Raw genomic sequence first — 23,627 nt, 5'->3', positions numbered from 1 at the left:
GCTGCCGATCCTGCTCGTCGTCTATGTCATGGGCCTGCTGGCGAGCCCGGGCTGACGCCGCGCGGCCGCGACGCCAACTGCGCCAGCACGACGCCGGAGAGCGCCACCGCGGCCCCCAGCGCCTGCAGCGGCCCCAGGATCTCTTGGAACAGCAGCCAGCCCAGTACAGCGGCCACCACCGGCTGGACCACCACCACCACCGAGGCGGTCGACGTCGGCAGCCGGCCCATGGCCCAGGCGATCGAGCCCTGCCCCACCACGTGCATCAGCCCCAGCCCGAGGCAGGCCGCCCAGCCGCCGGCGGTGGCCGGCAGCAGGCGCTCGCGGAACAGCAGCGCGGCGGCCAGCATCAGGGGCGCGCCCACCGCGCCTGACCAGAACATCAGCCGGCCGGTGGTCTCGCGCTTGCGACCCTCCCCCATGGCCAGCATGTAGAAGGCGTACCAAAGCGCGGTGGTCAGCGAGAGCGCGTCCCCTAGCGGCTCGTTGGGCCCCGGCCGCCCGGCGCCTTTCGACACCGCCATCGTCCAAGCGCCGGCCACCGCCAGGGCCACCGCGGCCAGGAACAGCGCGCGGGGCCGCTCCTTCAGGAAGATCCAGGCGAAGGCGGTGACCACCACCGGCGTCAGGTTGGTCAGCACCGTGGCCTTGGTCACCGAGGTGTAGCTGATCCCGTAGTGCCAGAATCCCAGGTCCAGGCTGAACATCACACCGGCGGCCAGGGCATAGCGCGAGGGGAGGGACGGACCGCCCGAGGTCCGCCAGGTCATGGCCAGCAGCAGGGGCAGCGCGAAGGCCAGCCGCCAGAACCCTGCCGCGGCTGGCCCAGCGTCGGCCAGCCGCACGAGGATCGGCGACAGCCCGATCACCGCCGCCCCGAACAGCAGCACGCCCAACGCCTGCCACCGCTCCGCCGCCGACGGCGTCCGTTCAGCCAAGCCCCATCTCCCGCTTAAGGTCCGCCGGGCTCATACCGCGTCCGCGCAGCTCGCGCAGCGTCTCGGCCCGGTCGCGCTTGGCGTAGCGCTTCCCGTCGGGCCCGGTCAGCAGCCGGTGGTGGCGGTAGAGCGGGACGGGAAGACCCAGCAGGGCCTGCAGCAGCCGCTGCACATGCGTCGCCTCGAAGAGGTCCTCGCCGCGGATCACGTGGGTGATCCCCTGCAGCGCGTCGTCGACCACCACGGCCAGATGGTAGGCCACGCCCACGTCCTTGCGGGCCAGCACCACGTCGCCTCCAACGGCCGGAGTCGCCTGGACTCGGCCGCGATGCTCGTCCGTGAAGTGGAGGTCCGCGAAGCCGCCGAGCACGCCGGCCGCCGCCTCGAGGGACAGCCGCCAGGCGAAGGGCTCGCCCGCCGCCAGCCGGCGGGCTTCTTCCTCGGCGGACAAGGGCGCGCCCCGGAACACCTCCATCGCCCCGTGCGGGGCCCGCGCGATCTCCTCGGCGATTTCCTTGCGCGTCCGGAAGCAGCGGTAGAGCAGGCCCCGCGCCGCCAGGTCGTCCAGGGCGCGCTGGTAGTCGGCCATGTGCTCGGACTGGCGTCGCACCGGCGTCTCCCACTCGAGGCCGAGCCAGGCGAGGTCCTCGAAGATCCCGGCCTCGTACTCCGGTCGGCAGCGTGTGCGGTCGATGTCCTCGATGCGCAAAATGAAGCGGCCCCCCGCGACGCGCGCGGCCTCGAAGGCGCTCAGAGCGGAGAACGCGTGGCCGCGGTGCAGCCATCCGGTGGGGGAGGGGGCGAAGCGGGTGACGAAGGCGTCGGTCACCCGGGCCGTGTATCAGGCCCGGTGCGCGCTCGGGAACAGCCCCATGTGGTTGAGCACCGCACGCAGGAAGGCCTCCTCGCCGCCGAGCGTGTCCTTCAGGTGGGTGAACTGCTTGAAGCCGGCCATCTCGGCGAGCCCATGGGCGGCGCACCAGGCCGCCACTGTGGCGAGTTCCAGGTCGACCTCGGCCACCGGGTCCGCGCCCAGCTCCACCATGGTGGTGCGCACCTTGCAGTAGGCGCTGTCCTCCCCGTTCTCCATCTGATCGGGCAGGGCTTCCTTGTCCCGGGCAGCGTCGTACATCACCCGGTACAGGGCGGGGTTGTCGCGCGCGAAGCAGACATAGGCGAGGCCCAGCGCCGTGAGCTTCTGGTGGCCTTCGGCCCGCGCCTTCGCCGCCGACATGGCCTCGTCCAGCTTCTGCCAGCCCTCCTGGGCCACAGCGTCGAGCAGTTCGCCCTTGTCCTTGAAGTGGTGGTAGGGCGCGGCGGGGCTCACCCCCGCCTCCCGGGCCACCGCACGCAGCGACAGGGCGCTGGGGCCGTCCGCCTCCAGGAGCCGCCGGGCGGCGTCCACGAGCGCGCGGCGAAGATCGCCGTGGTGGTAGGGCCGGGCTTCAGCGGCGTGAGATTCTCTCATCGGGCGTCACTGTAATTCTCAATCTGATCGCCGTAAAGATCATCTTGACGACGCTCAGATCGCTGTTATCTTAGCGATGTTCAAATAAGAAACGCCCCCGCTCCCCCGGGGTTCAAACTGAAAGGTGTGTGTCTCCATGTCTCTCGCAATCACCAGGTTCGAACGCCTCTTCGATCGCATCGCCCCAGCCATGCTGCTGTTCCTCGGCCTCACGGCCGCAGCCGCAACGGCCTCGCTCGGCAGCTGATCGCAGGCGCTCGGCCGACCGGAGAAGGGCCCCCTCCCCGGGGCCCTTTTTCTTTGCCGCCATGCGCAGAGCGCGGAGCGGCCCCACATGCAAAACCGCATACCGGTACAGCGTAAATCGTCATCTAGGCAGCGTTCAGATGCGTGCTATCTAAACATTGTCCAGATGGGCATGGCGGCCGGACGGTCCGGCCGCCGCAGAAAAAGGAATGAGAGATGTCGATCCTCTTCAACCGCACGCTCGACGTGGTGGCCTCCTTCGCCATCGTCGCCATGGGCCTCACCGTCGCCGGCGCCACCGCTGTCCTCGGCGCCTGACGTGCTCCGCAGCTAGCCCCGCCGCGCCTTCGGGATCGCTGGCGGGGCTTACGGCGTTCGAAGAGCGCCGTCATGGAGAAGTCGCCGAATCTTCGCTATCCTGGATCTCGCAGCCGTCACGGGCTGGCGCGTCACGCAACAAGGGGCTTGGTCTTCAGTCCACTCGCGTACGTCATAGGCGCCTTCCGGCGCCGCGGAGGGTCCGGCGATGCAGGTGCTTAGCCATCCGCCGTCGGGCTGGCCCGCCCTCGTGCTGAACGCGGACTTCCGCCCGCTCAGCTACTACCCGCTGTCCCTCTGGCCCTGGCAGGAGGTGATCAAGGCGGTGTTCCTGGACCGCGTCGACGTGGTCTCGACCTACGACCAGAAGGTCCACTCGCCCTCCTTCGAGATGCGCCTGCCGAGCGTCGTGGCGCTGAAGAGCTATGTGGCGCAGGACCGCCCGCCGGCCTTCACCCGCTTCAACCTGTTCCTGCGCGACAGCTTCAGCTGCCAGTACTGCAGCTCCACCGACGACTTGACCTTTGACCACGTGATCCCGCGCTCGCGCGGCGGGCGGACCACCTGGGAAAACATCGTCACCGCCTGCGCCCCGTGCAACCTGCGCAAGGGCGGCCGCACGCCCCACGAGGCCCACATGCAGCCGCACATGAAGCCCCGCCGCCCGTCCGCCTTCGAACTGCAGGAGCGGGGCCGCCGCTTTCCCCCGCACCACCTGCACGAAAGCTGGATCGACTACCTCTACTGGGACATCGAGCTCGAGGCCTAATAGACACGGCCTCCCATGGCCGACGAACTGCACCCCAACACCGCCCAGATGGCCTCGCCCTCCTATCGGCTGGCTGTCCACGACACCGACTTCCTGCTTTCCGACAGCATGCGCGGCGTGCGCTTCCTGCTTGAGTTCGCCAAGGCCGACCTGGCGCTGAAGGCCTGGGGCGTTCGCTCGACGATCGTGGTGTTCGGCTCCGCCCGGATCCGCGAGGACGGGGAGGGGCGGCACGCCAGCTGGTACGCCGCAGCCCGCGAGTTCGGCCGCCTGGCCTCGGAGCGCGGCGGCGCCTTCCTGGAGGGCGGCCCGGTGCGCGACAACGTCATCGCCACCGGCGGCGGGCCCGGGATCATGGAGGCGGCCAACCGCGGCGCGGCCGACGTCGGCGCGCCCTCGGTGGGCTTCAACATCACCCTGCCGCACGAGCAGGAGCCGAACCGCTTCTCCACCCCCGAGCTGACGTTCCGCTTCCACTACTTCGCCATGCGCAAGATGCACCTGGCGATGCGGGCCAATGCGCTGGTGGTCTTCCCCGGCGGCTTCGGCACCCTGGACGAGCTGTTCGAGATCCTGACCCTGCGCCAGACCGGCAAGTCGCCGCAGATCCCGGTGGTGCTCTACGACGAGGGCTACTGGCGCTCGATCCTCAACTTTGACGAGATGGTCCGGCACGGAATGATCGCCGAGAGGGACTTCGACCTGTTCGGCTTCGCCGAGAGCCCGGACGGCGTCTGGGAGGAGCTGCTCCGTCGGGGTTTGAAGCCGCACGCTGAGATCGAGCAGACCGCGCCGGGGCCCAGATAAACCAAACTCTTCAGCAGCCTATTTACCCGGCGCATGCGAAGTCCTGACCCAGTTTTGAGTTTTGGGTCCGGATCTCCGGAAGCGCCTGAATGCCCCTCCGCCGCCACTCCGTCCGCCGTCTTCTGCGCCGGCTGCACCGCTCCGAGCGCGGCAACGTCGCCATCGTTTTCGCCGTCGGTATGCCGCTGGTGGCGGCTGGCGCGGCGTTCTCGGTGGAGACGAGCTACCACTATTACCGCCAGGTGCGACTGCAATCGGCGGCCGACGCGGCCGCCTACTCGGGCGGACTGGAGCGCCTGCGCGGCGCGAGCACGGACACCATCCGTGGCGCGGCCACTGCGGCGGCGACCGAAAATGGCTGGCAGGCCACGGGCGGGGGGATCACCGTCAACACCCCGCCGGCCAGCGGCCCGAATGCCGGGGCCGATGCCGTGGAGGTGCTGCTCACCCAGTCCGAGCCAAGGTTCTTCTCCGCCGTTCTCACCGACCGACCGCTTCAGTTCCGGACTCGCGCCGTGGGCGTCTACCGCGTCGCCTCGAACGCCTGCGTCCTGGCGCTCAGCCGCACCGCCAGCCCGGCTGTCGACATCCGCGGAAGCGCGCGTATGAACCTCACCGGCTGCGACGTGGTGGCTAACTCCGGCGCCGACGACGCCCTCAACGTCTGGGGCGCGGCGCGGCTCGCCGCCTCGTGTGCGATCTCCGCTGGGGGCGTGGCCAACAAGGACGGCATCACCCTGAGCGACTGCCCCGCGCCGATCACCCAGGCGCCCCCGGTGCTCGATCCCTTCCGCGACGTACCCGAGCCGGCGCAACCCTCCGGCGGCTGCAAGAACGACAACGGCGCGGTGCTCCAGCCCGGCCGCTACTGCGCGGGCATGGACCTGAAGGACGAGGTGGAACTGCAGCCCGGGCTCTACTTCCTGTCTGGCGACTTCAAGGCGAACGCCAACGCGGTCATCAGAGGGACGGGCGTGACCATCTTCCTGGAAGGCAACGCCCGGGTGCGGATGAACGGCGGGGCGCACCTCACCTTGTCCGCGCCTACCAGTGGGACTTATGCCGGAATCCTGTTCTTCGGCGACCGGGACAACAGCCAGAACGCCGAGAACGTCTTCAACGGCGACGCCACCTCAAACCTGACGGGCGACCTCTACTTCCCGTCCCAGGCCGTCGCCTACCAAGGCAGCTATTCCGGCGCGGGCGGCTGCACCCACATTATCGCCAACACCGTCTCCTGGTCCGGCAACGCCTCCCTCCAGATGGACTGCAGCGCCCGCGGCATGGCCGCCATTCCGGGCCGTCAGGTGGTGAGGCTCGCCGAATGATCGCCCGCCTTCGCACTTTCGCAGGCGACCGGCGCGGGGTCACCGCCCTGGAGTTCGCCTTGATCTCGCCGATCCTGGCCCTGGTGGTGGTGATGGGCGTCGACGGCTGGACAGCGACGCGCCAGGCGCTCGACATGCGCACCGCTCTGCAGACCGGCGCCCGCTACTATCAGGTGGGCGGGACCGACGACGCTCAGGCTCGCGCCACGACGCTCGCCGCTTGGTCGCGCCGTTCCGACGACGGGGTGGTCACGGTCAGCCGCGCGTGCAAGTGCGCGACGACGGTCACGGTCTGCAGCGCCACCTGTTCGGGAGGACAGCCTCCGGCGGTGTTCGTGACACTGACGGCCAGCAGCAGCTTCGATGGCGCTGTGCGGCAGGCCGGCATGACGGAGCACGAGGTGATCCGTGTCCGCTGAGGTGTTGCAGCGCTTTCGCAGGGCCCAAGACGGGACGACCGCGGTGGAGACCGCGGTCATCGCGCCGGTGTTCTTCCTGTTCATGCTGGGGATCATCCACCTCGGTTGGGCGCTGCACTGTGGATCGACCGTGCGCTGGGCGCTGGAGCGCAGCGCGCGAACCATCGTGCTGAACCCCGACCTCACCGAAGCGCAGTTGGCGGCGGACGTGCGCGCCCGCGTCACGAGCATCGTAGGCGAGCGCACCGTCAGCGTAACGCTGGCGCGACAGGGCTCCGCGCCGCAGCTGGCCCGCGCCACGGCCGACTACAGCCATCCGCTGAGCATCCCCTTCGTTCCGGCGCGCACCCTGCAGTTCCACGCCGAGACGGTGGTGCCCGTGCTGCCGAGCTAAGGAAATCTTCGAGCGCGGCGAGGGACGGGCGCCCACGAACGCTTGACGCGGCGGTCTTCGCCTTCGATCGGTGGGAGGCCTCAGCGGAAGACGTAGATTCCGCCGGTCACACCCTGCGGCGCTTCCGAGAGGCCGCGCACCTCCAGCCGCACGCGACGCGCGCCGCAGACGCAGCGCAGCCGCCCTTCCAGGTTCTCCACCGGCTGGCGCGACAGGCCTTGCCCGATCCAGTGGGTGGGATCGATCGCCGCCACGTGACCGCAACGGCAGCGCGCCCAAAGGCTGGAGCGCGCCTGCGTCGCCTGCGCCAGCCGCGGCGCCGCATAGGCCGTCGCGATGTGAGTTGTCCCGTCCGCCATGGCGCGCCTCCGTGGGAAGAACAAAAACAGAACTCCTGCGCTTGCGCGACTCCCCGGAAGCTGTGCTTTCTGGCGAGTGCAACCTGAAGGGATGGAGCTCGGCTCCGGAACCTGCCGCGCCCTGCCCGGTTGAGGCAGGCCCCACGGGAGATGTCCGATGCAGAACCCCAGAGAGACCCGCACAAATGCGGCCGATTCCGCCCCCGGTGTCGATGACGGCCGGGTGCGCGCCAATGGCGCGCCTGTGAATTCCAAACCGGGCGGCCGCAAGGCCGTCTGGCTGCTGATTGCGGCGAGCCTGATCATCCTGATCGCCGTCTTCGTCGCCCGCCCGCGCGACAACGGCGGCTCCAGCGAAATGGTCGCCGCCGGCACGACAAACACCGAGGTGGAAGGCAGCCGTGCGCCGGGCACGCTGGCCGAAGCTGGCCGGCCGGCGCAGCAGCCCTAGCCGACGATCACCTGCTCCTCGCCGAACCACAGCGGCGAGCGCGGCAGGTCGATGAACTTTCGCTCGTCATCGAGCAGACGGGCGCCGGCGGCCCGGGCCTCGGGCCGCCGGCCGTTCTCGAGCAGGGCGTCGAAGCTGTCGAACCACAGCTCGGCGACACCGTCGTAGTCTTCGGGGCCCTCGCGGCTCGCGCGGATGCCGGCGTTCAGCTCGGCGGGCAGGCTGTGCAGCTGCACGTAACGGCGGATCTGCAGGGTCTCGGCGACGCTGGCGACCAGCGGGCCGTGGGTGTTCAGCCAGTAGTCCTGGAACTGCTCGCGGGTGAGGCTCGGCAGCCGCCTCAGGCAGAAGGTCAGCTTGATCATGCGGCGAGCCTGCGCCCGCGACGCCCCGTCGCCTAGGGGGTTCAGAGCTTCTCGCTGATCTTGATCGCCGCGCGGCAGCCGTTGCGGATCACCGCCGAGAGCAGGGCATAGCCGGGCGCCTCGCGCGCGCCCTCGTCGACGGCGAGGTCGCGGTGGAACAGCTCCTCCTGGCGGAATTGCTCCAGCTCGCCCGCCAGCTCGGGCTCCAGCTCAGCCAGCTCGGCCACCTGGCCAGCGTAGTGCTCCTCGATCACCGTCTCTACGGCCTCGGTGCAGGCGTGGGCGGCCTTCTCGCCCAGGAGGGCGGTGCCGGCGCCCAGCGCGAAGCCCGCCAGCCGCCACACGGGCGCCAGCGCCGTCGGGCGCACCCGTCGCTCGGTGAGCAGCCGGTCGAAGCGGGCCAGGTGCTCGGCCTCGTGGCCTTCCATCTCCGCGAGCTGGCCATTGATGCGCTCGCGTCCGGGCGCCTGGCCGAGCACGGCCCGCTGCCCGCGGTAGATGGAGACCGCGCCGAGCTCGCCCGCATGGTCGACCCGCAGGATCTCCGCCAGTCGCTGGCGCAACGCGCCTTGGCCGGGCCGAGGCGGGACCGGCTTGTCGCTCATCGCTTTGCCCTTTCGCGCAGCGCCGCCAGGACGCTCAGCACGACCAACCCCAGCGAAGCCAGCGCGTTCCAACCCGCCATCGACAGCCCGGCGAACACCCAGGCGGCCTCGTCGCAGGCCGGCGGCCGCACCTCGGCCCCGTTCAGGAAGGCCTGCATGTCGCCGAGGCTGACCCCTGCCGCGCCGCCGGACGAACAGGTCGTCGGCCCCGGCCAGAACTTCCATTCCACCCCGGCGTGGTAGGCGGCCACGCCCGCCCCCACCAGGAACACGAGGCCGAGCACCCAGCAGGTCGCCTCCCGCCACCGGGGACCGCCGGGCAGCCGGACCACCACCATGAACGCGAGTCCCAGGGCGAGCGCGGTCCAGTACACCTCCCGCTGGCGCAGGCACAGCGTGCAGGGGGCGTAGCCGCCGAAGGTCTCGAACGCATGGGCCGTGGCCAGCATGCCGGCCGACACGAGCAGGGCGACGAGCCGCCAGCGGTCCAAGAAGGGCTTCAGCATCGCGCGCGATAAGACCCCAAGCTGGCGGCTACAGGAAGACCTTCACGGCCAGGATGCCGCCGACCAGCAGGATCAGCAGCAGCACCGAGTAGAGGTTCAGCCGCCGCTCGAACTCCTTCAGCATGGCCGGGCCGGCGTACTTCAGGATCCCGGCCACCGCGAAGAACCGCACCCCGCGGGTGAGGACCGAGGCCCAGATGAAGGTGAACAGGTCGAACCGGGCGAAGCCGGCGCTGATCGTCACCAGCTTGTAGGGGATCGGGGTCAGGCCCTTGATCAGGATCACGCCCAGGCCCCACTGGTCGAACCAGCGCTGGAACTCCTCCCGGCCCTCCGGGTGCCCGAAGATCTTCAGGATGAACAGACCCACCGGCTCCAGGAAGACGCCGATGGCGTAGCCGAGCAGGCCGCCCAGCACGGACGCGATGGTGCAGATGCCGGCGTAGAGGAACGCCTTGTTCGGCCTGGCTAGCACCATCGGCCCGAGCATCACGTCGGGCGGAATAGGGAAGAAACTGCTCTCCGCGAACGACACGATGGCCAAGGAACGGGGCGCGTGGCGTGACGCGGCCAGCCGCATCACCCAGTCGTACATCTTTCGGAACATCGGCGGTCCGTGTGGGGAGGTCGCGCGTTGTTAGCAGGGGCCGCTGGCGCTGTCTCGCCTGCTGGAACAAACTCGTTTCAGATGATACGACCTCGGCCGACAGGAGGCTTGGCCATGAACATTCAGACGCCCGCTGAGACCCGCGATCTCTTCGAAAACCCGCTCGGCACCGACGGCTTCGAGTTCGTGGAGTTCACCTCCCCCGAGCCCGAGCGGCTGAAGGGCCTGTTCGAGCTGATGGGCTTCACCGCGGTGTCGAAGCACCGCTCGAAGAATGTGCTGCGCTTCCGCCAGGGCGACATCAACTTCATCCTCAACATGGAGCCGGCCGGCCAGCCCGCCGAGTTCCGCCAGGCGCACGGGCCGTCGGCCAACGCCATGGCCTTCCGCGTCAAGGACGCCGCCAAGGCGCTGAAGCTGGCGCTCGAACGCGGTGCGACGCAGGTGCAGGGGCCGGTCGGGCCCATGGAGCTGAACATCCCCGCCATCGAGGGGATCGGCGGCACCAACCTCTACTTGGTGGATCGCTACGGGGCGCAGGAGATCTACGACATCGACTTCGTGGAAATCCCGGGCGCGGCCGAGGCCGCGGCGAAGAACTCGGTGGGCCTGACCTACATCGACCACCTCACCCACAACGTCTTCCGCGGCAACATGGCCAAGTGGGCCGAGTTCTACGAGCGGCTCTTCAACTTCCGGGAGATCCGCTACTTCGACATCGAAGGCGCCCAGACGGGCCTCTTCTCCAAGGCCATGACCAGCCCGTGCGGCAAGATCCGCATCCCGCTGAACGAGAGCCAGGACGAGCACTCCCAGATCGAGGAGTTCCTCAAGGATTACAAGGGTGAAGGCATCCAGCACGTGGCGCTGGGCACGGCCGACATCTTCCACGCGGTGGAGACCATGCGCGAGCGCGGCGTGAAGTTCCAGGACACCCCGGAGACCTATTACGAGCAACTGGACGGCCGCGTGCCCGGCCACGGCGAGAACCTGCAGCGCCTCAAGGCCGACCGGATTCTCGTGGACGGCGCGCCGACCGAAGGCCAAGGCCTGCTGCTGCAGATCTTCACCGAGAACATGATCGGTCCGATCTTCTTCGAGCTGATCCAGCGCAAGGGCAACGAGGGCTTCGGCGAGGGCAACTTCAAGGCGCTGTTCGAGTCCATCGAGCTCGACCAGATGCGCCGCGGGGTGCTTCCGCCCAAGGAGGGGTGATGCGGGCGATCGGTCTGGTTCTTTCGGTAGCGGTGATGGCGATGAGTACGGCGGCGGAAGCGCGTCCCAAGTGGGCCCTGGTTGTGCACGGCGGCGCCGGCGTCATCGAACGGAAGGACCTGAAGCCTGAGCAGGAGAAGGCCTACCGCGAGGCCATGACCCGGGTCGCGAACGCCGGCGCCGACGTTCTGAAGCGCGGCGGCTCGGCCCTCGACGCCATCGAGGCGTCGATTCACCTCCTGGAAGACGACCCGCTGTTCAACGCCGGGCGGGGCGCGGTCTTCACCGCCGAGGGCAAGAACGAGCTCGACGCCTCGATCATGGACGGATCGAACCTGAAGGCGGGCGCCGCAGCCGGCGTCACGACCATTCGCCACCCAATCAGCCTGGCCCGGGCCGTGATGGAGAAGTCCCCGCACGTCTTCCTGATCGGCGAGGGCGCGGAGACCTTCGCCAAGACCCAGAGCCTGGAGCTGGTGGATCCCAGCTTCTTCTTCACCGAGCGCCGCTGGCAGGGACTGGAGCGCGAGCTGAAGCGCCAGGGGCTGCCGGTCCCGGCGCGTCCCGCCGGCGCGCCCAAGGCCTCGGCCGACACGGCGGACCTGGCGCACGACGAGGACGGCGGCCGCAACGCCAGCCTCCTGGACGTGAACAAGAAGTTCGGCACCGTGGGCGTGGTCGCCCTGGACGCCAAAGGCAATGTGGCCGCCGGCACCTCCACGGGCGGCACCACGGGCAAGCGCTGGGGCCGTGTAGGCGACGCCCCGATCATCGGGGCCGGCACCTATGCCTCCAACCGGTCCTGCGCCGTCTCGGCCACCGGGACCGGCGAGTACTTCATCCGCCTGACCATCGCCCGCGAGATCTGCGCCCTGGTCGAGCACAAGGGCATGAGCCTGCAGGCCGCCGCCGACCAGGTGATCCAGAAGGACCTGACCGCGCTCAAGGGCGACGGCGGCGTCATCGCCGTGGCCCCGAACGGCGACATGGCCTGGAGCTTCAACACCTCCGGCATGTACCGGGCCAAGGTCGCCGACGGCCAGCCGCTGGTGGTGGGCATCTACAAGGACGATCCCTGACATGGGCAACCGCAACTGGATTCCCGTCCGCGCCGCGCAAGGGGTGCATTCCCGGCAGGCGCACGCCGACCTGCCGGAGGGGACCTATGAGCGGGAGATCTCGAAGGAGGGCTTCTTCGGGCCGGCGGCCTTCATCCACCATCGCCGCCCGCCCACCGGCTGGACCAGCTTCGAGGGGCCCCTGCGCCCGCGCGCGTTCGACCTCGCCCGCCTGAACGCCGCCGAGCCCAGCCCGTGGGCGGCCGGCAAGGTGCTCTACAACGCCGCTGTCGAAGTGCGCTTCTGGAAGCTGGCGCAGGCCATGCCGGCGCTGGCCCGCAACGCCGACGGCGACCAGCTGCTCTTCGTGCACCAGGGGACAGGCGACCTCTTCTGCGACTATGGCCGGCTGGCGTACGGTCCCGGCGACTACCTCTATCTGCCGCGCGGAACCATGTGGCGGCTGGCGCCCGCCGAGCCCACCGCCGTCCTGATGATCCAGGCGACCAACACCCACTTCGGCCTGCCCGACAAGGGCCTGCTGGGCGGCCACGCCCTGTTCGACCCGGCGATCCTGGAGACGCCCGCCCTCGACGACGCCTTCCGGGCCCATCAGGCGCAGGAGGGCGAGTTCCGGGTGGAGATCAAGAAGCGCGGCGAGGTGTCGGTGGTGACCTACCCCTACAACCCGCTCGACGCGGTCGGCTGGCACGGCGAGCTTGCGCCGGTGCGCCTGAACGTGAAGGACATCCGCCCGGTGGCCAGCCATCGCTACCACCTGCCGCCCAGCGTCCACACGACGTTCCTGTCGGACCGCTTCGTGGTCTGCACCTTCACGCCCAGGCCGTTCGAGACCGACCCCGGCGCGCTGAAGGTGCCGTTCTTCCACAACAACGACGACTTCGACGAGGTGCTGTTCTACCACGCCGGCGACTTCTTCAGCCGCGACCACATCGAGGCCGGGATGATGACTTTCCATCCCTCCGGCTTCACCCACGGGCCGCACCCCAAGGCGCTGAAGAACATGCTGGTGCAGCCCAAGCCCGCCACCGACGAATATGCGGTGATGATCGACACTCGGGATCCGCTGGAGGTTGGCGAGGCCGCGGCTTCCGTGGAAAATCCAGCCTACGTGGACAGCTGGAAGACCCCGTGAGCGCCCCGGAAGCCATCGATCTCGCCGCCAAGTTCGCAGCCTTCTCGGACCACTGGCGGCCGAAGATCGCCGCCCAGCTGAACGGCCAGGACGTGCGCCTGGTGAAGACCCAGGGCGTCTTCCCCTGGCACAGCCACCCCGACGCGGAGGAGATGTTCCTCTGCTTCCAGGGCCGCTTCCGGGTCGAGTTCCGGGACCGTGTCGTCGAGCTGTCGCCCGGGCAGATGGTGGTCGTGCCCAGGGGGGTCGAGCACCGGACGGCGTCCGACGAGGAGGCGCACGTGATGATCTTCGAGCCTTCAGAGGTGGTGAACACCGGCGACTCCGAAGCGTCGGCCTTCACGGCGCCGGCCGGCGTGCGCGTGTGAGCCTGGACCGGTTCGAGGAGGACCTGCAGGCCGCCGCCCGCGAGGAGATCGAGCGCGCCTGCACCCTCGGCTGGCGACAGCTGCGCGACCACACCCCCTGGGGGGACACCTTCGAGGGCTTCACGCCCCTCGGCCGCGCCGTCTGTTTCGAGCGCAGCTACCTCTGGGACCAGGAGACGGGCGGCGACATCCGGGTCGAGGTCACCGTGTTCGAGCCGCACGCCTACGAAGAGGGCGTCAGCCTCGTGCGCACCATCCACCGCGAAACGGCGTAAGGAAGAGAACACAGATGAAGCTCGCGTCCCTGAAGGGCGGCCGGGACGGCCGTCTGGTGGTGGTGTCCAATGACCTGGCCTGGTTCACCGACGCGAGCCATGTGGCGCCCACCCTGCAGTACGCCCTGGACCACTGGTGGCGGCTGGAGCCGGACCTGCGGGGGATCGCCGAGAGCCTGGAGCATGGCGCCGTGCCCAAGGAGCGGTTCCACGAGCACTCCGCCGCCAGCCCGCTGCCGCGCGCCTACCAGTGGGCCGACGGCTCGGCCTATGTGAATCACGTGGAGCTGGTCCGGAAGGCCCGCGGCGCCGAGATGCCGGAGAGCTTCTGGACCGATCCCCTGATGTACCAGGGCGGCTCGGACGGCTTCCTTGGGCCGCGCGATCCCATCCCGCTGGCTGATGAGGCCTGGGGCTGCGACCTGGAGGCTGAGGTGGCGGTGATCACCGGCGACGTGCCGCAGGGCGTCAGCCGCGAGGAGGCGCTGTCGCACATCCGGCTGGTGATGCTCTGCAACGACGTGTCCCTGCGCAACCTGATCCCGGGCGAGCTCGCCAAGGGCTTCGGCTTCTTCCAGGCCAAGCCCGCCTCGGCCTTCTCGCCGGTGGCGGTGACCCCCGACAGCCTGCCCGGCTGGGCCGATGGCAAGCTCTCGGGCCGGCTGGAGGTGGAGTTGAACGGCCAGCCCCTGGGCGAGGCCGACGCCGGGGTGGACATGACCTTCGACTTCGGCACGCTCATCGCCCATGCGGCGAGGACCCGCAGCCTCGCGGCGGGCACGATCATCGGCTCGGGGACGGTGTCGAACCGCGGTCCCGACGGCGGGCCGGGCAAGCCCATCGCCCAGGGCGGCGTCGGCTATTCCTGCCTCGCGGAGCTCAGGACGGTGGAGACCCTGCTCGAGGGCGCGCCGAAGACGCCGTTCCTGAAGCCGGGGGACGTGGTGCGGATCGAAATGCGCGACGCCAGGCGCCACACCCTCTTCGGCGCCATTGAACAGGAGGTGCGCCCGGCATGAGCCGCGCCAAGGCGCAGGATGCGGAGGGGCAGGAGCTTCGGCTCGACGCCTATCTGCCCTACCGCCTGTCGGTGGCGTCGAACGCCGTGTCGGGCCTGATCGCGCGCGCCTACCAGGACCGCTTCGGCCTGACGATTCCCCAGTGGCGTCTGGTCTGCGTCCTCGCCGAGGACGGCGCCCTGACCCAGGGCCAGATCGTCGCCCGCACGGTGATGGACAAGGTGACGGTCAGCCGCGCCGCCCAGGGGCTGGCGAAGCGCCGGCTGGTCGACCGCACGGAGCACGCCGAGGATGGCCGCAGCCACGTCCTGGCGCTGACGGCGGAAGGCCGCAGCCTGCACGGCGAGATCGCCCCCCTGGCGCTGGCCTATGAGGCCGCCCTGATCGCGGGGCTCGCTCCTGAGGAGGTGACGCTGCTGAAGCGGCTGCTCGGCCGGCTGCAGACGGCGGCGGGACAGCTGGCGGGGGAGGCGGAGCCGCCCCGCCTGGCCTGACCCGGGCCTAGTGGATCATGGCGAGGTCGCGGCAACCCCAGCGGTGCGAGCCCTCGCCGAACGGCAGGTGGAAGCCGTACGCGGCGCGCCTGCGCTCATCCCGCCAGTTCTCTTCGAACGTGTGGATGAGGGCCGACTGCAGCTCCTCGGGAATTTGGCGGACATCGTGGCCCAGGGTGCGGGCCACTTGCTCGATCACCAGTGCCCGGTGCGCTTCGCCGCCGAGCATCAGGAGGACCTCACGAACATGCTTGGCGAGGTTTTGGGAGCCCCGCACAGGCTTCTTGCCGCTACGCGTGTCGGAGGAGTTTTCCAGGTCTTTTCCCATGGCCTAGACACCGTGCCACGAGGGAATTTACCCAGCCGTTAAACGGCAAGGCGAATGCGTGGTTAACGCAGCCTCTGGTTTCATCCCGGGAATCGCCCGGTGTGCCGGAGCGGCGCCTGGGCCATGGGATTCCCGCTTTGGAACGGGATCGGCGCACGCAATCTCGGCTGGCATGGCCCGCTGCAGGATCGGGGCCAACCGGCGGGCGGCTCAGCCCCAGCCCAGCGCCACCGCCGCATGGTAGACCGCGAAGGAGGCGAGATAGGCCAGCGCCAGCATGTAGCCGAACATCACGCCCATCCACGCCCAGGAGTTGGTCTCGCGCTTCACCACCCCCAGCGTCGCCACGCACTGCGGCGCGAAGATGTACCAGGCCAGGAACGACAGCCCGGTGGCGAGCGACCAGCTCTCGGCCAGGCGGGTGGCGAGGGCGCCGACGTTGGCCTCGGCGTCGCCCACCGCATAGACGGTGCCCAGCGCCGCCACCGCCACCTCGCGGGCGGCGAAGCCCGGGATCAGCGCCACCACCATCTGCCAGTTGAAGCCGACCGGCGCGAACAGGGGCTGGATCGCGTGGCCGATCATGCCGGCGAAGCTGTAGTCGATGGCCGGGCCGACGGCGCCTGCCGGCGGGCCGGGGAAGGTCGACAGGAACCACACCAGGATCATCAGCGGCAGGATGATCCGCCCGGCCCTGCCGAGGAAGATCTGCGCCCGCAGCAGCAGGTTGCGCGCCACGTTCTCGGCGCTGGGGGTCTTGTAGGTGGGCAGCTCCATCAGGAACGGCTCGACCGCGCCGCGCCAGAACACCTTGCGGATCACGAAGGAGACCAGCAGCGCGCTGACGATCCCCGCGGCGTACAGGCCGAACATCACCAGCCCTTGCAGGTTCAGGCCCGGCCCGACGGACCGCTCGGGGATGAAGGCGCTGATGATCAGGGTGTAGACCGGGATCCGAGCCGAGCAGGTCATCAGCGGCGCCACCAGGATGGTGGTCATCCGGTCCCGCTTCTGGTCGATCACCCGGGCCGCCATGATCCCGGGAATCGCGCAGGCGAAGCTCGAGAGCAGGGGGATGAAGGCGCGCCCGTGCAGGCCGGCGCCGCCCATGATCCGGTCCATCAGGAACGCGGCCCGGGCCATGTAGCCGAAGTCCTCAAGCAGGATGATGAAGAAGAACAGGATCAGGATCTGCGGCAGGAAGACCAGCACGCTGCCGACGCCGGCGATCAGGCCGTCGACGATCAGGCTCTGCAGCAAACCGTCGGGCAGGCCCTGGCTGATCAGCCCGCCGAGCCAGACAAAACCGGCGTCGATGCCGTCCTGCAGCGGCGCGGCCCAGCTGAACACCGCCTGGAACATCACGAACAGCAGGGCGAATAGCACCGCCAGGCCGGCCACCGGATGCAGCAGCACCGCATCGATCTTGCCGGTCAGGGTGTCCGGCCGCTCGGGCGGACGGACATAGGTCTTGAGGATGCGCTGCGCCTCGCGGTGCGCCTGGCGGATCTCGGCGGCGCTGGGTTCGCGCCAGGTGTTCTCGGCGGCCAGGGCGCCGGACGCGGCCAGGGCGTCGACTTTGGCGACCAGCTCGTCGACGCCGCGCTTGCGGGTGGCCACGGTGGTGACGATCGGGCAGCCCAGCTCGCGCTGCAGGCCCTCAAGGTCGATCCGCAGCCCCTGGCGCTGGGCGATGTCGTACATGTTGAGGGCCAGCACCATCGGCCGGCCGACCGCCTTCAGCTCCAGGATCAGCCGCAGCACCAAGCGCAGGTTGGTGGCGTCGGCCACCGCCACCACCACGTCCGGCGGGACCTCGCCCGACAACCGGCCGAGCACCGCGTCGCGGGTGACCGCCTCGTCGGGGCTGCGCGCGCGGAGGGAATAGGTGCCCGGCAGGTCCAGCACCGAAAGGCTGCGGCCCTCGGCGGTGGTCAGGAAGCCTTCCTTCCGCTCGACGGTGACGCCGGCGTAGTTGGCCACCTTCTGGCGGCTGCCGGTGAGCGCGTTGAAGAGGGCGGTCTTGCCGGTGTTAGGATTGCCGACCAGCGCGATGCGCGCGGCCGCTAGGCCGTGGCTCATTTCGACTCCAGCAGGACCCAGACGTCCTCGGCGTCGCGGCGGCGGAGCGCCACGCGCATGTCGTCCAGGCGCACCGCGATCGGGTCGCGGCGGATGGCGCCCTCGTGCAGCACCTCCAGCCGGGCGCCCTCGACGAAGCCGAACTCCAGCAGCCGGCGCTCCAGCTCGGCCTCGGCCACGCCGTGGGCCGCGCCGCCCGTCTCCACCCGCACGTCGACGATCACGCCCCTGGCGCCCGGCCGAAGCCCGCCCAGCCGCACCAGCCGGCCGTCGGCGTCCGCCCCGCTCAGCGTGCGGGCCTCGGTCGGATCGGCGAGCATGTCGTGCATGGGCGGCCCCTGAGGTCGTTCTTGCGAACGATTATCAGTTACGCGCGGCGGCGTCCATGTTGAAGGTCCGGCCGGTGCGCCAAGCCGCGTTGACCGGCGCCCGCCCATCGCTACATTCGCCGCCCGCCCTGTGCCCCAGTGGCGAAATGGTAGACGCGGCAGACTCAAAATCTGCTTTCCGCGAGGGAGTGCTGGTTCGAGTCCGGCCTGGGGCACCACGGGCGCGCCGCCGTCAGGCGTGGCGCCGGAAGACGCGGGTGCGGCCGCCCGGCAGCACCAGCAGGGTGTCGAAGGCCTCCCGACGGCCGTCGGGCTGCTCCATGCCCGGCGAGCCGGCCGGCATGCCCGGCACGGCGATCCCCAGCGCCTTGGGCTTCTCGGCGAGCAGGGCGCGCACGTCCTGCGGCGGGACGTGGCCCACCACGGCGTAGCCGGCCACTGTCGAGACGTGGCACGAGGCCAGCGTCTCGGGGACGCCCTGCCTGGCCAGCACGGCGCTCACGTCGTTCACTGATCTGACCTCGGCCGTGAAGCCCGCCCGGCGCATCAGGGTCACCCAGCCGCCACAGCAGCCGCAGGAGGGCGACTTATAGACGACGACGGCGGGCCCCGCGCCGAGGGCAGGCCCGGGCGCGGTCGCACCGGCGAGGAGGATCAGGGCGGCGCGGCGGGTCAACATGCGAAAGCTCCGGTGAACCCACAGGGTGGCGAGGGAAAGAGGCCCCAACCTTGTTCTAGCGCAAGGAAGGCGGTTTCGGGGCGTGCGACTCTCCCATGGTCAGCCGAAAGGCGCAGATCAGAGGTGAAGCACCGTCGAGACATGGATGATCACTCTCTCCCACACTGCGCCCCGCGTCTCCGCGGGGCGTTTTTCTTTGCGTGCGAAGCAACGGCGGTACTAATTTCTCGCGATTATTGCGCTGGCGCAAAGATCACTTCGCTGACACGCCTAAAACATCCCTCATCGGACGCCAACGTGGCGTCCTGGGGATAGACCAAGATGAAAGCGTTCACTCTCTTCGCCACCGCCGCCGTGATGGCGCTCGCCGCCGGCAGCGCAGCCCTGGCTGCCGACGCCGCGCCCCAACCAACGCCGGCCGTCGCCGACATCGTGCGTTCCGCAACCGACCTGCCGCCGCCGATCACCCGCCGCGAGCCCGCGCATGTGAAGGTGAACCTGGTCACCCAGGAAGTGGTCGGCCAGATCGCCGAAGGCGCGACCTTCAAGTACTGGACCTTCAACGGCAAGCTGCCCGGCCCGATGGTCCGGGTCCGGGTCGGCGACACGGTCGAGGTGACCCTGCACAACCCGTCCGACAGCATGAACATGCACAACGTGGACTTCCACGCCGTGACCGGTCCCGGCGGCGGAGCCGCGGCCACCCTGGCCGATCCGGGGGAGACCAAGACCTTCACCTTCAAGGCCCTGCAGCCGGGCCTCTACATCTACCACTGCGCCGCTCCGACGGTCGCCCAGCACATCGCCAACGGCATGTACGGGGCGATCCTGGTGGAGCCGGCCGAGGGCCTGCCCAAGGTCGATCGTGAGTTCTACGTCGTCCAGGGCGAGATCTACACGGAAGAGGACCATGACGCGAAGGGCGAGCTGACCGAGAGCATCGGCAAGCTGCTCGACGAGGATGCGGAGTTCTACGTGTTCAACGGCGCCTACAAGGCGCTCACCGGCGCCAAGCAGCTCGAGGCCAAGGTGGGCGAGAAGGTGCGCATCTACTTCGGGGTCGGCGGTCCGAACAAGACCTCCAGCTTCCACGTGATCGGCGAGATCTTCGACAACGTCTACAACATGGGCTCGCTGACCAGCCCGCCAATCAAGGACATCCAGACCGTCACGGTGGCGCCGGGCGGCGCCACGGTGGTGGACTTCAAGCTCGAGGTCCCCGGCAACTACATCCTGGTGGACCATGCGCTCAGCCGGGTTGAGCGCGGCGGGGCGGGCATCCTGCACGTGACCGGCCCGGAGGCGCCCGACATCTTCAAGGCGCCGCCGAACAGCAAGAAGGACAGCGGCCACTGAGGCGCTGTCAGGGGAGCGGCGCCCGGCGCCGCTCCCCTTTTTCTTTCCTCGATCAAGGACAAGTGAGATGACCACCCTGCGCGGGGCGCTCCTCGCGTTCACGGCGCTCGCCGGCCTGGCCGGCCCGGCCGCCGCGGAGACCGCACCCTCGGCCCTCAGCCTGCTGACCGACCTGCGGGTCCGCCACGAAACCTACGACGCCGGCGGCAAGGACGCCGAGGCGCTCACCGCCCGCCTGCGGCTCGGCGCCGAGACCCGCAAGGTGGCCGGCTTCTCCGCCCTGGCGGAAGTCGAGGCGATCGGCGCCCTCGTCGACGACTACGCCGACGGAGTTCGGCCGCGGCCGTGGGACGCTGTCATTCCGGATCCGGAAATCGTCGAGCTCAACCGCGCCCAGCTGACCTGGGCGCCGGACCCCGCGTTCAGCGCCGTGGTCGGACGCCAGCGCCTGGTTCTGAACAACGCCCGCTTCGTCGGCAACAGCGGCTGGCGTCAGAACGAGCAGACCTTCGATGCGGCCAAGGTTTCCTGGACCCCGGCGGCCTCGGTGTCCCTCACCTACGCCTATATCGATGACGTGCGCCGCTCCACCGGCCGCGACCACCCGCAGGGCGCCTGGCGCAGCGACAGCCACCTGCTGCAGGCCGACCTGGCCGCTGGGAAGGACGCCAGGCTCTCCGCCTACGCCTACCAGCTCGACTTCCGCAACGCGCCCGCTCAGTCGTCCAATACAGTGGGGGTCCGCGCGGCCGGCAAGCGCCCGCTGCGTCACGGCCTGGCGCTCAGCTGGGAGGCGGAGATCGCCCGCCAGACCGACGCCGGCCACAACCCCGCGGACTATCGCGCGGACTACGGCCTGCTGGCGGCGGGCCTGGCTGCAGAGCGGTGGAGCGCGGGCCTCGGGATCGAGCAGCTGGGCGGCGACGGCCGAAACGCCTTCCAGACGCCGCTCGCCAGCCTGCACGGCTTCCAGGGCTGGTCCGACGTGATCGGGGCCACCCCGGCGGACGGCCTGCGCGACCTCTACCTGCGCGGAGCGCGGACCTTCGCCGCCCCGCGGCCAGTGAAGCTCTCGGGCGAGCTCCACGAGTTCCGTGACGACACCGGGGCCCGGCGCTATGGCCGCGAACTGGATGCTGCGATCTCGGCGCCGCTGCGCAAGGGCGTCTCCGTCGAGGCGGGCGTCGCCCGCTTCGAGACCGACAGCCGGCTCTATCCCGACGCCACCCGCACCTGGCTCACCCTCGAACTCAAGCGCTAGCCACCACCGCACAAGGAGAGAGGCCCGCCGATCACGGCGGGCCTCTCGCTGCGCGCGCCGCTCAGGTCAGCCGCACTTCGAATAGCCGCAGTCGAAACAGGTGTCGCAGCCCTCCTTGCGCACCAGGCCGCCGCCGCCGCAGCGGGGGCAGAGCGCCCGCGGCGCCGCGGCGCCTGCGGTGGGCGCCGGCTCCTCCAACGCCTCGCAGACCGGCGCCGCCCGTCCGAGGTGCCGCTCGATGACGCCGCCGATCGCGGCGGGCAGCGAGGGCACGTAGCGGCCGGCGAGCCAGGCGCCGCCCTGCGGGTCGAATACCGCCTTCAGCTCCTCGGCCACGAACGAGACGTCGCCGCCCCGGCGGAACACCGCCGAGATCATCCGGGTCAAGGCCAAGGTCCAGGCGTAGTGCTCCATGTTCTTGGAGTTCACGAACACCTCGAACGGCCGCCGTTCGCCGCCCTCGCCCTGGTCGTTCACGGTCACATAGACCGCGTGCGCCGAATGCGGCCACCTGATCTTGTAGGTGGCGCCCTCCAGCGCCTCCGGCCGCGGTGAAAGGACGGGCGTGGCCGGCGCGGCCTGCGCCTGCGGCTGCGGCTGCGGCTCGGGCTCGGCCGGCGCCACCGACAGCACCGACCCGGTCACGGCGTTGGGCCGGTAGGTGGTCAGCCCCTTGCAGCCCTGCCGCCAGCCTTCCAGGTAGACGTCGGCGAAGGCGTCGAAGGCGATGTCCTCTGGGCAATTCACGGTTTTCGAGATCGAGCTGTCCACCAGCGCCTGGGCGGCCGCCTGGATGCGCAGGTGGTCGGCGGGCGTCAGCGTCTGGGCGGTGACGAAGACGTCGGCCGGCGGTTCGGCCGCGCCGTGCAGCCGTTTCCAGACGGTCAGCGCATAGTCCTCCACCGGCTCCTCGCGGTGCGATCCGTCCGGCTGCCGGACCTTGCGGGTGTAGGCGAAGGCGAACACCGGCTCGATCCCGGACGACACGTTCCCCGCCAGCAGCGAGGTGGTGCCGGTGGGGGCGATGGAGGTCAGGCAGCCGTTCCGCAGCCCGTGGCGGGCGATCAGGGCGCGGGTCTCCTCGTCCAGGCTCCGCAGGTTCGGCGCATCCAGCATCACCGGGTCGTAGAGCGGGAAGGCGCCCTTTTCGCCGGCGAGCTCGGCCGAGGCGCGGTAGGCCTCGCGCTTGATCACCTCAAGCCAGCGCGCGGTGAGCCCCGCGGCCTCCGGTCCTCCGTAGGGGACGCCGCAGAAGATCAGCGCGTCGGCCAGGCCCGTGACGCCCAGGCCGATGCGGCGCTTGGCCTTGGCTTCCGCCTCCTGCGCCGCCAGCGGGTAGCGCGAGATGTCGATCACATTGTCCAGGAAGCGCACCGCCGTGCGGGTCAGCTGCGCCAGCCGCTCCTCGTCCAGGGCTGCGCCGGCCTCGAAGGGCGAGGGCACGAGGCGGGCCAGGTTGAGCGAACCCAGCAGGCAGGCGCCATAGGGCGGCAGCATCTGCTCGCCGCACGGATTCGACGCGGTGATCGTCTCGCAGTGGCCGAGGTTGTTCCGGGCGTTCACGCGGTCGAGGAAGATCACGCCCGGCTCCCCGCAATCGTAGGTGGCCTGCATCAGGCGCCGCCACAGGTCCGCGGCGGGGACCGTCCGGTAGACGTCGCCTTCGAAGACCAGCGGCCAGTCGCCGCCGCGCTCGAGGGTCTCCAGGAACTCGTCGGTCACCAGGACGGACAGGTTGAAGTTCCGCAGCCTCGCCCCGTCGCGCTTGGCGTCGATGAAGGCCTCGATGTCCGGGTGGTCGATACGCAGGCAGCCCATCATCGCGCCGCGCCGCTGGCCCGCGGACAGGATGGTGCGGCACATCGAATCCCACACGTCCATGAAGCTGAGCGGCCCAGACGCGTCGGCGCCGACCCCGCGCACCGGCGCGCCGGCCGGGCGGATGGTGGAGAAGTCCATTCCGACGCCGCCGCCCTGCTGCATGGTGACCGCCGCCTCCTGGACGTGCCGGAAGATGCCTTCCAGGTCGTCGGGGATCGCGCCCATGACGAAGCAGTTGAACAGGGTGACGGTGCGGGCCGTGCCGGCCCCGGCGAGGATCCGTCCCGCGGGAAGGAACTGAAAGTCTTCGAGCGCGTCGAGGAACCGCTCGCGCCAGGCGCGCCGCGCCTTCGGCGCCTCGGCCTGGGCTATGGCGTCCGCCACCCGCGCCCATGTCGCCTCAACCGTCTGGTCGCCCGCCCCGTCGGTGGGGGTGAAACGGTACTTGCCCGACCAGATCTCGGCCGCGAGCGGATTGTCGAACGCCATGTCTTGCCTCCTTGAAGGCCGCGACGGTGTTCGATTCCCGGAGAGCTGAAGTTGTCGGCCGCCAAAGATGCGCGCGCCGACCGGTGGCTAGATTCGTCGCAGCCAGCCGAGGTGCCC

The 23,627-nt window shown here is 69.9% G+C and carries 28 protein-coding genes and 1 tRNA gene; 16 read left to right on the top strand and 13 right to left on the bottom strand.

All coding sequences use genetic code 11. From position 1 onward, the window contains the following. Positions 1-26: 26 nt before the first annotated feature. Genes VIL67_RS10405 through VIL67_RS10395 form a run of 3 tightly spaced genes read right to left on the bottom strand, consistent with a single transcriptional unit; the run spans position 27 to position 2,406 of the window. Positions 27-938, bottom strand: a complete 912-nt coding sequence (locus VIL67_RS10405; protein ID WP_332048812.1) for a DMT family transporter — start codon at positions 936-938, stop codon at positions 27-29. After that, positions 931-1,767 carry a tRNA glutamyl-Q(34) synthetase GluQRS gene (gluQRS, locus tag VIL67_RS10400; protein WP_332048811.1) on the bottom strand — a complete coding sequence of 279 codons (837 nt, stop codon included), beginning with the start codon at positions 1,765-1,767 and terminating at the stop codon, positions 931-933. Before gluQRS ends, VIL67_RS10405 begins: the two co-directional genes overlap by 8 nt. Positions 1,768-1,779: 12 nt before the next feature. Beyond that, positions 1,780-2,406, bottom strand: a complete 627-nt coding sequence (locus tag VIL67_RS10395) for a TetR/AcrR family transcriptional regulator (protein WP_332048810.1) — start codon at positions 2,404-2,406, stop codon at positions 1,780-1,782. Between the two features lie 772 nt (positions 2,407-3,178). On the opposite strand from VIL67_RS10395, the gene VIL67_RS10390 reads away from it, so the two are divergent. The 5 genes from VIL67_RS10390 to VIL67_RS10370 all read left to right on the top strand — a co-directional run bounded on the left by VIL67_RS10390 (position 3,179) and on the right by VIL67_RS10370 (position 6,687). Then, positions 3,179-3,739: an HNH endonuclease gene (locus VIL67_RS10390; protein WP_332048809.1), complete on the top strand. Its 561-nt coding sequence runs from the start codon at positions 3,179-3,181 to the stop codon at positions 3,737-3,739. 15 nt (positions 3,740-3,754) lie between these two features. Continuing rightward, entirely contained in the window at positions 3,755-4,546 is a 792-nt protein-coding gene (locus VIL67_RS10385; RefSeq protein WP_332048808.1) for an LOG family protein, read from the top strand. 89 nt (positions 4,547-4,635) lie between these two features. Then, positions 4,636-5,874 (top strand): pilus assembly protein TadG-related protein, encoded by a 1,239-nt coding sequence (locus VIL67_RS10380; protein ID WP_332048807.1) that lies wholly within the window; start codon positions 4,636-4,638, stop codon positions 5,872-5,874. Next, a complete protein-coding gene (locus tag VIL67_RS10375; RefSeq protein ID WP_332048806.1) occupies positions 5,871-6,293 on the top strand; it encodes a TadE/TadG family type IV pilus assembly protein in 423 nt (140 codons plus the stop codon). Before VIL67_RS10380 ends, VIL67_RS10375 begins: the two co-directional genes overlap by 4 nt. Next, a complete protein-coding gene (locus VIL67_RS10370; RefSeq protein ID WP_332048805.1) occupies positions 6,283-6,687 on the top strand; it encodes a TadE/TadG family type IV pilus assembly protein in 405 nt (134 codons plus the stop codon). Before VIL67_RS10375 ends, VIL67_RS10370 begins: the two co-directional genes overlap by 11 nt. Before the next feature lie 80 nt (positions 6,688-6,767). On the opposite strand, the gene VIL67_RS10365 is transcribed toward VIL67_RS10370, so the two are convergent. Then, entirely contained in the window at positions 6,768-7,046 is a 279-nt protein-coding gene (locus VIL67_RS10365) for a hypothetical protein (protein WP_332048804.1), read from the bottom strand. 157 nt (positions 7,047-7,203) lie between these two features. Between VIL67_RS10365 and VIL67_RS10360 the strand changes: the two genes are divergently transcribed. Next, entirely contained in the window at positions 7,204-7,497 is a 294-nt protein-coding gene (locus VIL67_RS10360; RefSeq protein ID WP_332048803.1) for a hypothetical protein, read from the top strand. Here VIL67_RS10360 and VIL67_RS10355 read toward each other — a convergent pair. Genes VIL67_RS10355 through VIL67_RS10340 form a run of 4 tightly spaced genes read right to left on the bottom strand, consistent with a single transcriptional unit; the run spans position 7,494 to position 9,580 of the window. Next, positions 7,494-7,862, bottom strand: coding sequence for an EthD domain-containing protein (locus tag VIL67_RS10355; protein ID WP_332048802.1), 369 nt, complete (start codon positions 7,860-7,862; stop codon positions 7,494-7,496). The two genes, VIL67_RS10360 and VIL67_RS10355, sit on opposite strands and share 4 nt — an antisense overlap. A 41-nt stretch (positions 7,863-7,903) precedes the next feature. After that, positions 7,904-8,467: a demethoxyubiquinone hydroxylase family protein gene (locus VIL67_RS10350; RefSeq protein WP_332048801.1), complete on the bottom strand. Its 564-nt coding sequence runs from the start codon at positions 8,465-8,467 to the stop codon at positions 7,904-7,906. Then, entirely contained in the window at positions 8,464-8,973 is a 510-nt protein-coding gene (locus tag VIL67_RS10345; RefSeq protein WP_332048800.1) for a disulfide bond formation protein B, read from the bottom strand. Before VIL67_RS10345 ends, VIL67_RS10350 begins: the two co-directional genes overlap by 4 nt. A 28-nt stretch (positions 8,974-9,001) precedes the next feature. Continuing rightward, complete coding sequence (locus VIL67_RS10340) at positions 9,002-9,580, bottom strand: YqaA family protein (protein ID WP_332048799.1); 579 nt, start codon at positions 9,578-9,580, stop codon at positions 9,002-9,004. 114 nt (positions 9,581-9,694) lie between these two features. On the opposite strand from VIL67_RS10340, the gene hppD reads away from it, so the two are divergent. From hppD to VIL67_RS10305, 7 genes are read left to right on the top strand one after another with little or no spacing between them, the layout of a single operon-like run. Beyond that, positions 9,695-10,795, top strand: coding sequence for a 4-hydroxyphenylpyruvate dioxygenase (hppD, locus tag VIL67_RS10335; RefSeq protein ID WP_332048798.1), 1,101 nt, complete (start codon positions 9,695-9,697; stop codon positions 10,793-10,795). Then, positions 10,795-11,874 (top strand): isoaspartyl peptidase/L-asparaginase family protein, encoded by a 1,080-nt coding sequence (locus VIL67_RS10330; protein ID WP_332048797.1) that lies wholly within the window; start codon positions 10,795-10,797, stop codon positions 11,872-11,874. The genes hppD and VIL67_RS10330 overlap by 1 nt, the downstream gene beginning before the upstream one ends. 1 nt (position 11,875) lies before the next feature. After that, entirely contained in the window at positions 11,876-13,009 is a 1,134-nt protein-coding gene (locus VIL67_RS10325) for a homogentisate 1,2-dioxygenase (RefSeq protein WP_332048796.1), read from the top strand. Then, the gene (locus tag VIL67_RS10320; protein WP_332048795.1) at positions 13,006-13,377 is read left to right on the top strand and encodes a cupin domain-containing protein; all 372 of its coding nucleotides are present in this window, start codon (positions 13,006-13,008) and stop codon (positions 13,375-13,377) included. The genes VIL67_RS10325 and VIL67_RS10320 overlap by 4 nt, the downstream gene beginning before the upstream one ends. Further along, complete coding sequence (locus VIL67_RS10315; RefSeq protein ID WP_332048794.1) at positions 13,374-13,652, top strand: hypothetical protein; 279 nt, start codon at positions 13,374-13,376, stop codon at positions 13,650-13,652. Before VIL67_RS10320 ends, VIL67_RS10315 begins: the two co-directional genes overlap by 4 nt. 14 nt (positions 13,653-13,666) lie before the next feature. Continuing rightward, on the top strand, positions 13,667-14,671 hold the full coding sequence (locus VIL67_RS10310) for a fumarylacetoacetate hydrolase family protein (protein WP_332048793.1): 1,005 nt from the start codon (positions 13,667-13,669) through the stop codon (positions 14,669-14,671). Next, on the top strand, positions 14,668-15,165 hold the full coding sequence (locus tag VIL67_RS10305) for a MarR family winged helix-turn-helix transcriptional regulator (RefSeq protein WP_332048792.1): 498 nt from the start codon (positions 14,668-14,670) through the stop codon (positions 15,163-15,165). The genes VIL67_RS10310 and VIL67_RS10305 overlap by 4 nt, the downstream gene beginning before the upstream one ends. A gap of 7 nt (positions 15,166-15,172) precedes the next feature. On the opposite strand, the gene VIL67_RS10300 is transcribed toward VIL67_RS10305, so the two are convergent. From VIL67_RS10300 to VIL67_RS10290, 3 genes are all read right to left on the bottom strand, one after another. Beyond that, a complete protein-coding gene (locus VIL67_RS10300) occupies positions 15,173-15,493 on the bottom strand; it encodes a hypothetical protein (RefSeq protein WP_332048791.1) in 321 nt (106 codons plus the stop codon). A 210-nt stretch (positions 15,494-15,703) separates the two neighbouring features. Beyond that, a complete protein-coding gene (gene feoB / locus VIL67_RS10295) occupies positions 15,704-17,575 on the bottom strand; it encodes a ferrous iron transporter B (RefSeq protein ID WP_332048790.1) in 1,872 nt (623 codons plus the stop codon). Beyond that, positions 17,572-17,904, bottom strand: a complete 333-nt coding sequence (locus VIL67_RS10290) for a FeoA family protein (RefSeq protein ID WP_332048789.1) — start codon at positions 17,902-17,904, stop codon at positions 17,572-17,574. Before VIL67_RS10290 ends, feoB begins: the two co-directional genes overlap by 4 nt. 132 nt (positions 17,905-18,036) lie before the next feature. Between VIL67_RS10290 and VIL67_RS10285 the strand changes: the two genes are divergently transcribed. Next, positions 18,037-18,122: transfer RNA gene (locus VIL67_RS10285), tRNA-Leu, on the top strand. Positions 18,123-18,136: 14 nt separating this feature from the next. Here the strand turns inward: VIL67_RS10285 and VIL67_RS10280 are convergent. Beyond that, positions 18,137-18,583 (bottom strand): DUF411 domain-containing protein, encoded by a 447-nt coding sequence (locus VIL67_RS10280; protein WP_332048788.1) that lies wholly within the window; start codon positions 18,581-18,583, stop codon positions 18,137-18,139. A 321-nt stretch (positions 18,584-18,904) separates the two neighbouring features. Here VIL67_RS10280 and nirK point away from each other — a divergent pair, with 321 nt between their 5' ends. Both nirK and VIL67_RS10270 read left to right on the top strand, forming a co-directional pair. Next, complete coding sequence (nirK, locus tag VIL67_RS10275; RefSeq protein ID WP_332048787.1) at positions 18,905-19,939, top strand: copper-containing nitrite reductase; 1,035 nt, start codon at positions 18,905-18,907, stop codon at positions 19,937-19,939. Positions 19,940-20,006: 67 nt separating this feature from the next. After that, complete coding sequence (locus VIL67_RS10270) at positions 20,007-21,200, top strand: alginate export family protein (RefSeq protein ID WP_332048786.1); 1,194 nt, start codon at positions 20,007-20,009, stop codon at positions 21,198-21,200. A 66-nt stretch (positions 21,201-21,266) separates the two neighbouring features. Here the strand turns inward: VIL67_RS10270 and VIL67_RS10265 are convergent, their stop codons facing one another. Next, a complete protein-coding gene (locus tag VIL67_RS10265) occupies positions 21,267-23,510 on the bottom strand; it encodes an adenosylcobalamin-dependent ribonucleoside-diphosphate reductase (RefSeq protein WP_332048785.1) in 2,244 nt (747 codons plus the stop codon). Positions 23,511-23,627 lie beyond the last annotated feature (117 nt).

Origin of the sequence: Phenylobacterium sp. (assembly GCF_036563385.1) — a bacterium.
Taxonomy (GTDB): domain Bacteria; phylum Pseudomonadota; class Alphaproteobacteria; order Caulobacterales; family Caulobacteraceae; genus Phenylobacterium.
This window is presented reverse-complemented; position numbering and strand designations above follow the sequence as displayed.

Bases quoted from the DNA above. Each gene is read 5' to 3' on its own strand.
- VIL67_RS10360 (WP_332048803.1), top strand. From the start codon at position 7,204: ATGCAGAACCCCAGAGAGACCCGCACAAATGCGGCCGATTCCGCCCCC.
- VIL67_RS10355 (WP_332048802.1), bottom strand. From the start codon at position 7,862: ATGATCAAGCTGACCTTCTGCCTGAGGCGGCTGCCGAGCCTCACCCGC.
- VIL67_RS10330 (WP_332048797.1), top strand. From the start codon at position 10,795: ATGCGGGCGATCGGTCTGGTTCTTTCGGTAGCGGTGATGGCGATGAGT.
- VIL67_RS10310 (WP_332048793.1), top strand. From the start codon at position 13,667: ATGAAGCTCGCGTCCCTGAAGGGCGGCCGGGACGGCCGTCTGGTGGTG.
- VIL67_RS10270 (WP_332048786.1), top strand. From the start codon at position 20,007: ATGACCACCCTGCGCGGGGCGCTCCTCGCGTTCACGGCGCTCGCCGGC.
- nirK (WP_332048787.1), top strand. From the start codon at position 18,905: ATGAAAGCGTTCACTCTCTTCGCCACCGCCGCCGTGATGGCGCTCGCC.
- VIL67_RS10280 (WP_332048788.1), bottom strand. From the start codon at position 18,583: ATGTTGACCCGCCGCGCCGCCCTGATCCTCCTCGCCGGTGCGACCGCG.
- VIL67_RS10305 (WP_332048792.1), top strand. From the start codon at position 14,668: ATGAGCCGCGCCAAGGCGCAGGATGCGGAGGGGCAGGAGCTTCGGCTC.
- VIL67_RS10350 (WP_332048801.1), bottom strand. From the start codon at position 8,467: ATGAGCGACAAGCCGGTCCCGCCTCGGCCCGGCCAAGGCGCGTTGCGC.
- VIL67_RS10375 (WP_332048806.1), top strand. From the start codon at position 5,871: ATGATCGCCCGCCTTCGCACTTTCGCAGGCGACCGGCGCGGGGTCACC.
- VIL67_RS10300 (WP_332048791.1), bottom strand. From the start codon at position 15,493: ATGGGAAAAGACCTGGAAAACTCCTCCGACACGCGTAGCGGCAAGAAG.
- VIL67_RS10340 (WP_332048799.1), bottom strand. From the start codon at position 9,580: ATGTTCCGAAAGATGTACGACTGGGTGATGCGGCTGGCCGCGTCACGC.
- VIL67_RS10345 (WP_332048800.1), bottom strand. From the start codon at position 8,973: ATGCTGAAGCCCTTCTTGGACCGCTGGCGGCTCGTCGCCCTGCTCGTG.
- VIL67_RS10265 (WP_332048785.1), bottom strand. From the start codon at position 23,510: ATGGCGTTCGACAATCCGCTCGCGGCCGAGATCTGGTCGGGCAAGTAC.
- VIL67_RS10395 (WP_332048810.1), bottom strand. From the start codon at position 2,406: ATGAGAGAATCTCACGCCGCTGAAGCCCGGCCCTACCACCACGGCGAT.
- VIL67_RS10390 (WP_332048809.1), top strand. From the start codon at position 3,179: ATGCAGGTGCTTAGCCATCCGCCGTCGGGCTGGCCCGCCCTCGTGCTG.
- VIL67_RS10290 (WP_332048789.1), bottom strand. From the start codon at position 17,904: ATGCACGACATGCTCGCCGATCCGACCGAGGCCCGCACGCTGAGCGGG.
- VIL67_RS10325 (WP_332048796.1), top strand. From the start codon at position 11,876: ATGGGCAACCGCAACTGGATTCCCGTCCGCGCCGCGCAAGGGGTGCAT.
- VIL67_RS10385 (WP_332048808.1), top strand. From the start codon at position 3,755: ATGGCCGACGAACTGCACCCCAACACCGCCCAGATGGCCTCGCCCTCC.
- feoB (WP_332048790.1), bottom strand. From the start codon at position 17,575: ATGAGCCACGGCCTAGCGGCCGCGCGCATCGCGCTGGTCGGCAATCCT.
- hppD (WP_332048798.1), top strand. From the start codon at position 9,695: ATGAACATTCAGACGCCCGCTGAGACCCGCGATCTCTTCGAAAACCCG.
- VIL67_RS10380 (WP_332048807.1), top strand. From the start codon at position 4,636: ATGCCCCTCCGCCGCCACTCCGTCCGCCGTCTTCTGCGCCGGCTGCAC.
- VIL67_RS10365 (WP_332048804.1), bottom strand. From the start codon at position 7,046: ATGGCGGACGGGACAACTCACATCGCGACGGCCTATGCGGCGCCGCGG.